Consider the following 8,841-nt stretch of genomic DNA (forward strand, 5'->3'; position numbering starts at 1 on the left):
CCAGCTTGACGGAATTTGCCAACCCTATGCATCGCGTGCACCAGCCATTGACCAGAGCATGACGCCGTGTGAGGGTTCCGGCACCCGAACGCGGACGGCCCGCACGGCCGTCCCCCAGACACGGCCCTGCGGTGCGCCACCAGCCATGCCGTCCGCGGTCGAGGACCCCCACATGCTAGGAGCCTCGATGCAACGCAGAGTTTCCACAGGACGGTTGCTGACCACGGCGACCACCCTGACCGTGCTGGCCGGCATGATCGCCGCCACGGCCGGGCCGGCCACCGCCGCGCCCACCCCCTCTCCCGCACCACCCAGCGCCCTCGCGGCAGCCGTCAACGCCGCCGACGCGGCCGCGGCCGCCGGTCTGGACGCACTGGCCAAGGGCCCCGGCGAGACCTACGAGCGCCGGGCCGTCACCCCCTGGCTCGGCGGCCTCTACTCCGTCGCCTACGACCGCAGCTACCGCGGCCTGCCGGTGGTCGGCGGCGACGCCGTGGTGCTCGCCGACAGCCAGGGCAAGGTCCGCGGCCTCCAGTCGGCTGCCACCGGGCCGGTCGGCGGCTCGATAACCCCGCAGGTCAGCGCGGCGAACGCGGAGAAGACCGCGCGCACCAAGCTGGCCGCGGTGGACTCGGTGGCCGAGCGCCGCCTGGTCGTCCGGGTCAAGGACGGCGCGAGCCGGCTCGCCTGGGAGACCGTCCTCAAGGGCCGCACCGAGAGCGCGCCGAGCACGTTGCACGTCTTCGTGGACGCCGCCAGCGGCGAGGTGATCGACAGCTACGACGATGTCCGCGCCGGCACCATCAACAGCAAGTGGAACGGCCCCGGCCCGCTGACCATCAGCACCACCAACTCCGGCGGCTCGTACTCGCTGCGCGACCCGAACCGGCCCGGCCTGACCTGCTCCGACTACAGCAGCGGCCAGGTGTTCAGCAAGTCCTCCGACTCCTGGGGCACCGGCAACCCCTCCAGCAAGGAGACCGGTTGCGCCGACGCCATGTGGGCGGCCCAGAAGGAATGGGACATGCTCCGCGACTGGCTCGGTCGCAACGGCCACAACGGCAACGGCGGCAGCTGGCCGGTCAAGGTCGGCCTCAACGACGTCAACGCCTACTGGGACGGCAGCTCCGTCTCCATCGGCCACAACCAGAACAACGAGTGGATCGCCGCCCAGGACGTCGTCGGCCACGAGTTCGGCCACGGCATCGACCAGTACACCCCCGGCGGCGCCAACAACGAGAACGGCCTGGGCGAGGGCACCGGCGACATCTTCGGCGCGCTCACCAAGGAGTACGTCAACCAGCCCGCGCCCTACGACTACCCCGACTACCAGGTCGGCCGGCAGGTCAACCTGGTCGGCCAGGGGCCGATCCGCAGCCTCTACCAGCCCTCGCTGGTCAACAACGACCCGAACTGCTACTCCTCCTCCATCCCCAGCACCGAGGTGCACGCGGCCGCCGGCCCGCTGAACCACTGGTTCTACCTCCTGGCGATGGGCTCCAACCCGGGCGGCGGCAAGCCGTCCAGCCCGACCTGCAACAACTCCTCGGTCACCGGCATCGGCGTCAAGCAGGCCGGCCAGATCTTCTACGGCGGCATGCTGCTCAAGACCAGCGGCATGACCTACAAGCGGTACCGCACCACCACCCTGACCGCCGCCAAGAACCTCGACCCGACCTGCAACTACTTCAACCGGACCAAGGCCGCCTGGGACGCGATCAGCCTGCCCGCGCAGAGCGGCGACCCGACCTGCACGCCGTCCGGCAACAACGACTTCTCGCTCGCGCTCGGCCCGGCCTCCGGTTCCGTCCAGCCCGGCGCCTCGACCACGGCGACGGTCTCCACCGCCGTCACCTCGGGCACCGCGCAGACCGTCAACCTGACCGCCTCGGGCGCCCCGACCGGGGTCACCGCGACGCTCAACCCCTCGTCCGTGCAGACGGGTTCGTCCGCGACGCTGACCCTGTCGGCCTCCTCGGGCGCCCCGGCCGGGACGTACGTGATCACCGTCACCGGCACCGCCGGCGCGGCCACCCACACCGCCCAGTACACCCTGACCGTCGGCGGCGGGGGCACGCCCGGCGGGCCCGCGCCCGACATCGACGTCGCCAAGGTCCAGGCCCACCTGACCCAGCTGAACACCATCGCCAACCAGAACGGCGGCAACCGCCGGGCCGGCAGCGCCGGGCACAGCCAGTCCGTGGCGTACATCAAGGGCAAGCTGCAGGCCGCCGGCTACACCGTGACCGAGCAGACCTGCACCTCCTGCACCTACCAGTCCAACAACCTGATCGCCGACTGGCCCGGCGGCCCCGCCGACCAGGTCACCATGTTCGGCGCCCACCTGGACAGCGTCTCGGCCGGCCCCGGCATCAACGACAACGGCTCCGGCTCGGCCACCCTGCTGGAGAACGCGCTCGTCCTCGCCCAGCAGAACCCCACCCTGACCCGGCACGTCCGGTTCGCCTGGTGGACCGGTGAGGAGCAGGGCCTCCAGGGCTCGCAGTCCTACGTCGGCCAGCTCAGCTCCACCCAGCGCTCCGCGATCAAGTCCTACTACAACTTCGACATGGTCGGCTCGCCCAACGCCGGCTACTTCATCAACAACATCACCTCCGCCGCCGCCGCGCCGATGAAGGCCTACTGGGACTCCCTCAACCTCCAGCCGGAGGAGAACGTCGAGGGCCAGGGCCGCTCGGACGACTACTCCTTCCAGCAGGCCGGCATCCCCACCTCCGGCTACGCGGCCGGCGCCGACGCCGTCAAGACCTCCGGCCAGGCGACCAAGTGGGGCGGCAGCGCGGGCCGTTCGTACGACTCCTGCTACCACCAGTCCTGCGACACCACCAGCAACATCGACCCGACCGCGCTGAACCGCAGCGCCGACGGCGTGGCCTACACCATCTGGAAGACCTCCGTCGGCGGCACCACCCCCGCCAACGACTTCTCCCTCTCGGTGAACCCGGCCACCGCCACCGTCAACCCCGGCGACTCGGCCACCGCGACGGTCTCCACCGCCACCACCTCCGGCTCCGCCCAGACGGTCAACCTGACCGCCTCAGGCGCCCCCGCGGGTGTGACGGTCTCCTTCAGCCCGTCCTCGGTGCAGTCCGGCGCCTCGGCCTCGCTGACCATCGCGACCGCCGCGAACACGGCGGCCGGCACCTACAGCATCACGCTCACCGGCACCGGCTCCGCCACCCACAGCACCAGCTTCTCGCTGGTCGTGGGCAACGGCCCGACCAACCCCGGCGGCACCTGGTCGCCCGGCACCACCTACCAGGCGGGCGACATCGTGACCTACAACGGGGTCAGCTACCGCTGCCTCCAGGGTCACACCGCCCAGGTCGGCTGGGAGCCGCCGATCGTCCCCGCCCTGTGGCAGGCCGTGTGACCCGTAGGGCACCCGCCTGACACCCCGTAAGCCGCTGCGCCGCGGTCCGTCGAGGGGGACGGATCGCGGCGCAGCTGTGCGCCGGGCGCACCCCCGGGTCACCGGACGTAACCGGTCCGCCACCCAACTGACGTACAGTCGGCTGCGGGGCGGGCCGCCCGCCCGCGACGGCCGACCCCCGAGGAGACTCCCGGTGACCACCGACACCCGCCCCGTACCGGAGCTGGCCGCCGAGGCCGTCGAGCAGTGGCGCAGCGAGGAGGCCGACCTCGTCGACCTGCTCGCCCGGGCGCAGCACCGCGTCGGCGGCATCGCCGCCTTCCGGCTCGGCCCCACGCCCACCGTGCTGGTCACCGACCCGGCCGCCGTGCAGCACGTGCTCGGCCGCCACCCCGACCGCTACGTCAAGCGCTCGCACCGCGCGCGGATGCTGGTCGGCGACGGCGTGCTCTCCGCCACCGGGGATGCCTGGAAGCGCCAACGGCGGCTGCTGCAGTCCCAGTTCACCGGCACCGGGATGCGCCGCTACGAGCAGCGGATCGCCGCCGCCGCCCGCCGGACGGCCGACCGCTGGGAAGGGTACGCGCGCACCGGCGAGACCTTCGACCTCGGCGAGGAGATGCGCGGATTCGCCCTCGACACCGTCTGGCGGGCCCTCACCGGGCTGCCGCTGGACGACCACACCGACCATGAACTCCGCTGCGTGGAACGGGTGGTGGCGGCCATGCCGACCCTGCCCACGGACGCCGGGGACGCCCGGGACGCCGTCGCCGCCGACCTCGCCCGGATCGACGCCGTCGCGCTGGCCGCCATCGACGCGGCGCGCTCGGCCGGCGACGTCGAGGAGCCAGGCGTGCTGCGGGTCCTGCTCGACGCCGCGGCCCAGCACCCCGAGTACACCGACCGGTTGATCCGGGACGAACTCGTCACCCTGCTCGTCGCCGGGCACGAGACCACCGCCACCACCCTCACCTGGCTCTTCCTCCTCCTCGACCGCCACCCCGAGGCGCGCGGCGCCGACCCGCAGGCCCTGGTCAGCGAGACCCTGCGGCTCTACCCCCCGGCCTGGCTGCTCCCCCGGCACGCCGTCGGGGACGACGTGATCGACGGCCACCACATCGCCGCCGGCACCGAAGTCCTGGTCTGCCCCTACCTCACCCACCGCGACCCGGCCCTGTGGCCCGACCCCGAACGCTTCGACCCCGCCCGCTTCACCGCCACCGGCACCCGTCCCACCCAGCTCGGCGCGTACCTCCCCTTCGGCCTCGGCGCCCGCGCCTGCCTCGGCACCCAGTTCGCCGTGCGCGAGACCACCGCGCTGCTCGAACTCCTGTTGCCCGCCCACACCGTGCGGTTCCGCTCCGTCCCGACCGGCTCCGCCTACAGCATCACCGTGCGACCCGACGGGCCGACGCCGGCGGTGCTGGGGTAGGTCCTGTCCCGGTCCCGGAAACGGTCGCGGGTGGGGGCGGGGGCGCGGACACGGTCGCGGCCCCGGGCGCGGGCGCGGGCGCGGGCGGGAGGAAGTCGTCGGCCAGCTCCTCGCCGGCGAGGGCGGCGTCGACCCGGGCGCCGATGTGCGCGTGGGTGACCGGGCAGTCCAGCGGGCGGTCGCGGTGGCAGTCGAGCATGTGGGTCAGGACGGCCGCGGCCCGCTCCAGGCGGCGGGCGCGGGCCGTCATCTCGTCCCGCTGCGCCGCCAGCAGCGCCTTCCGCTCCGCCGCCTGCTCGCTGGCCATCACGGCGGCCGTCCCGGCGAGCGGGATCATGCCGTCCACGTGCCAGAGCTGGACCAGGGCGAGGCGTTCCAGGGCCGCCCGGTCGTACTGGCGCACCCGGCCGCGGCGGGCGGCGGGGGTGATCAGGCCGCAGTCCTCGTAGTAGCGCAGGGCCGGGACGGAGAGGCCGAAGGCCTGCGCGACCTCGGTGATCGAGTAGAGCTGCTCCACGCTTCGTCTCCTTCACAGGTCACGGTCGGCGGGTTGCACTCAAGCGCACTTGAGCGTGAAAGCTTAGGCAAGCCTAACTTCCCGCCGCAGCGAAGGGTTCGCCGCTCATGCCGCTCATGCCGCTCAGCACCGCCTCCGCCCCCAGCCGGACCTCACCCGGCCGCGCCGCGCCCGCCTCCGGCGCGCTGCTCGTCATCGGCTTCGTCCTGCTCAGCCTCAACACCCGGGTCGCGTTCGGGCAGGTCGGACCGCTCGCGCCGGTCGCCGGCTGGGGCCAGGGCACCGTCACCGTGCTCGGCCTGCTGCCCCCGCTGTGCATGGGCCTGTTCGCCCCGCTCGGCGCCCTCGCCCGGCGGCGGATCGGCGAGGAGCGCGGGCTGTTCTGGGCGAGCGTGCTCCTCGTCGTGGGCGCGCTGCTGCGCACGGCGGGCCTGCCCGGGCTCTACGCGGGGACGGTGCTGGTGGGCATCGCGGTGGCAGTGGTCAACGTACTGATCCCGGTGTTCGTCCGGGCCCGCTTCGCGCCCCGGCGGATCGGCACCATGATGGGCGTCTACGCCCTCGCGATGGGCGCCGGGTCGGCCGTGGTCGCCGCCCTCGTCGCGCCGGTCGCCGACGCGTGGTCCTGGCGGGCCGCGATCGCCCTCGCCGTCCTCCCGGCCGTCCTCGCGGCGGCGGGCATGGCGCCGCAACTGCGGGTGGAACGGCGGATACCGGCCGCCACCTCGCCGGTGCACCGCCGGCCCGTCGGCCGCACCGCGCTCGCCTGGAGCCTCACCGCCTTCTTCGGCATCCAGACCCTGGTCTTCTACGCCACCCTCGCCTGGCTGCCCTCGATCCTGGTCGACGCGGGCCTCAGCCGCACCGCCGCCGGCACCGACCAGGCCGTCCTCATCCTCGGCCTCGCCGTCGGCGGCTTCCTCGCGCCCGTCCTCGCCGCCGCCCGCGCCGACCAGCGGCCGCACCTGCTCGCCGTGGTGGCCGTCTGCGTCCTCGGCCTGCTCGGCGTCGTGCTCGCCCCCGCCACCGGCGCCCCGCTCTGGGCCGGCATCCTCGGCATCGGCATGGGCGGCGGCCAGGCCCTGGCCGCCGTGCTCTTCGCCCGCCGGGGCACCGACCACGACCACGTCGCCGCGCTCTCCACCATGGCCCAGACCTGCGGCTACCTCCTCGCCGCCACCGGCCCCGCCCTCATCGCCGCCCTCCACAGCGCCACCGGCTCCTGGACGGCCCCGCTGCTGACCATGGTCGGCCTGCTCCTGGCCGGCTCCGTCCTCAGCCTGCGCGCCGGCCACGACGCCCGGCCGTGACCGGCGTGCCTGCGCACCCCCGGCGGCCGCGCCCCTCGATACTCCGGTAGACCCGTACGAGAGGAAGCCGATGGAATTCCTGGTCGACATGGTGACCACCGTCCCGGACGGAACCCCCGAGGAGGCGATCGCCGACATCCGGGCCCGCGAGGCCCGGCGGTCGGGCGAACTCGCCGCCCAGGGCGTCCTGTTGCGGCTCTGGCGCCCGCCGCTCGCCCCCGGCGAACGGCGCACCTGGGGCCTGTTCAGCGCCCCCGACGAGGAGCGGCTGGAACAGGCGCTCGCCACCATGCCCCTGCGGGTATGGCGCCAGGACACCGTCACCCCGCTCTCCCCCCACCCCAACGACCCCGGCCGACCGGAAGGCACCCGATGAACGACACGGCCGTCCTGCGCGACCTCCTCGACCGCTGGAAGGCCGCCGTCGACGCCCACCGGCCCGAGCAGGTCGCCGCCTGCTTCACCGAGGACGCGATCTTCCAGGGCCTCCACCCGTACACCGTCGGGCGCACCGGCATCGCCGAGTACTACGCCTCCCAACCACCGGGCATGACCGCCGCCTACCGCGTCCTGGAGACCCGCCGCCTCACCGACGACCTCCTCCTCGGCTACCTGGACGTCGACTTCGCCTTCCCCGACCGCCCCACCCTCACCGTCAACCTCGGCGTCCTGCTACGCCGCTCGCCCGACGGCTGGTCCATCGCCCACTACCAGGTCTCGCTGCTCCCCTGAGCTGCGCCGCCACGTTCCACCGCCGCGCTCCGTCGGGCCGGTCAGAGCAGCCCGGCAGGAACAAAGATCGTCTGATCGCCCCCAGGGGCAGTCCAGGGTTGTTGTCAGGGTGATCACCGATGGGCAACGGCAGCTGGACGCAGCAGAGTTGACGAGGTCAACAAGTCCGTCAACGCCGCCCCGGAGAAACCCCGATGAGCATCCGCCTCGCCGTCACCACCCTCGCGCTGGCCACCGCACTCACCACCGGCGCGGCCCTGCCGGCAGCCGCCGCCACGTCAGCCTCCAACGCCCCGGCGTTGGCGAACCCGACCGTTCAGGACATCCTCGACCACCTGCCCGACGCGGTCCTCGCGGGCGCGCTCATCAGGCAGGACGGGGTGGGTGCCACCGCCGGCCCGGTCACCGCCGACGCCTACCTCCGGATCGGCAGCGTCACCAAGGTGTTCACCAACACCGTGGCTCTCCAACTCGTCGCCGAGCGCCGGATCGGCCTGGACACACCGGCACGGCAGTACGTCCCCGACATGCTGCCCCAGGCGTACGACCGCGTCACCGTGCGCCGGCTCCTCGACCACACGAGCGGCCTGCCCAAGCCCGCCCGGACTCCCGACCCGACCGACGGACCCGGATGGCAGCTCAAGTCCGTGACGCCCGAAGACCTCCTGCGCGCCTCGTTCACCGCAGCCACCGACGTGCCGCTCGCGCCCCCTACCGAGCAGCAGTACAACGGGCTCAACTCCCTGGTCCTCGGCCTGATCATCGAGAAGGTCACCGGCCACTCCCTCACCACCGAGCTGGAGCACAGGATCATCCGGCCGCTGCACCTGAGCCACACCAGCCTGCCCGCCGCCGACGACCCGACCATCCCCTCGCCCCACGCGGAGGTGTACCTCGACGGACAGGACGTGACCGAGCAGAGCCCGTACCCGTGGGCCGAGGGAGGCATCATCTCCACCGCCGCCGACCTGGACCACTTCATCACCGCGCTGTTCCGGGGCCGCCTGCTCCCGCCCGCCCAGCAGAAGCTGGTGTTCGAGGTGCCGAACGCGTCGAACGCCGCCGACAACACGAACTGCGTCGGCCGAACGGCCTGCTACAGCATCGGCGGGCTCATGCGCTACCAGCTCCCGAACGGCGAGTACGCCTGGGGCAAGACCGGTTCCCGCCCCGGCTGGGACAACGGCGTCTTCGCCACCCGCGACCTCCGACACCGCGTGGTGTACTCCCTCAACCCGACGGGGACCGGCAACGACCTCCCCTACATCAAGGCACTCGTCAACGCCACGCTCGCCGGCTGACAACCGGAACCGTCCGGTGCGCGGCGCGCAACGCCCGAGGCCCAGGCAGCCCGGCGCACCTTCCCGGTCGCAGCACTGGCGACACGGCCGGGGCGGGGCGGGCGGGGGGGGGGCGGGGGGCGGGCGGGCCGACCAAAAAACACCCCCGGCCGGAT

General features: G+C 73.2%; 7 protein-coding genes. 6 read left to right on the forward strand and 1 reads right to left on the reverse strand.

Annotated features, from left to right (window positions below):
• Positions 1 to 187: 187 nt before the first annotated feature.
• The gene (locus ACFVTF_RS10950; RefSeq protein WP_387811978.1) at positions 188 to 3,394 is read left to right on the forward strand and encodes a M28 family peptidase; all 3,207 of its coding nucleotides are present in this window, start codon (positions 188 to 190) and stop codon (positions 3,392 to 3,394) included.
• Between the two features lie 193 nt (positions 3,395 to 3,587).
• A complete protein-coding gene (locus tag ACFVTF_RS10955; RefSeq protein ID WP_387811981.1) occupies positions 3,588 to 4,826 on the forward strand; it encodes a cytochrome P450 in 1,239 nt (412 codons plus the stop codon).
• Here the strand turns inward: ACFVTF_RS10955 and ACFVTF_RS10960 are convergent.
• Positions 4,783 to 5,343: a MerR family transcriptional regulator gene (locus ACFVTF_RS10960; RefSeq protein ID WP_387811984.1), complete on the reverse strand. Its 561-nt coding sequence runs from the start codon at positions 5,341 to 5,343 to the stop codon at positions 4,783 to 4,785. The two genes, ACFVTF_RS10955 and ACFVTF_RS10960, sit on opposite strands and share 44 nt — an antisense overlap.
• 116 nt (positions 5,344 to 5,459) lie before the next feature.
• Here ACFVTF_RS10960 and ACFVTF_RS10965 point away from each other — a divergent pair, with 116 nt between their 5' ends.
• The 4 genes from ACFVTF_RS10965 (at position 5,460) to ACFVTF_RS10980 (ending at position 8,686) form a co-directional block, all read left to right on the forward strand.
• Entirely contained in the window at positions 5,460 to 6,653 is a 1,194-nt protein-coding gene (locus ACFVTF_RS10965; protein WP_387811987.1) for an MFS transporter, read from the forward strand.
• A gap of 70 nt (positions 6,654 to 6,723) precedes the next feature.
• The gene (locus ACFVTF_RS10970) at positions 6,724 to 7,029 is read left to right on the forward strand and encodes a muconolactone Delta-isomerase family protein (RefSeq protein WP_387811990.1); all 306 of its coding nucleotides are present in this window, start codon (positions 6,724 to 6,726) and stop codon (positions 7,027 to 7,029) included.
• Entirely contained in the window at positions 7,026 to 7,385 is a 360-nt protein-coding gene (locus tag ACFVTF_RS10975) for an SgcJ/EcaC family oxidoreductase (RefSeq protein WP_387811993.1), read from the forward strand. Before ACFVTF_RS10970 ends, ACFVTF_RS10975 begins: the two co-directional genes overlap by 4 nt.
• A gap of 194 nt (positions 7,386 to 7,579) precedes the next feature.
• Positions 7,580 to 8,686 carry a serine hydrolase domain-containing protein gene (locus tag ACFVTF_RS10980; RefSeq protein WP_387811996.1) on the forward strand — a complete coding sequence of 369 codons (1,107 nt, stop codon included), beginning with the start codon at positions 7,580 to 7,582 and terminating at the stop codon, positions 8,684 to 8,686.
• Positions 8,687 to 8,841 lie beyond the last annotated feature (155 nt).

The organism is Kitasatospora sp. NPDC057940, assembly GCF_042887425.1.
Lineage (GTDB): Bacteria > Actinomycetota > Actinomycetes > Streptomycetales > Streptomycetaceae > Kitasatospora.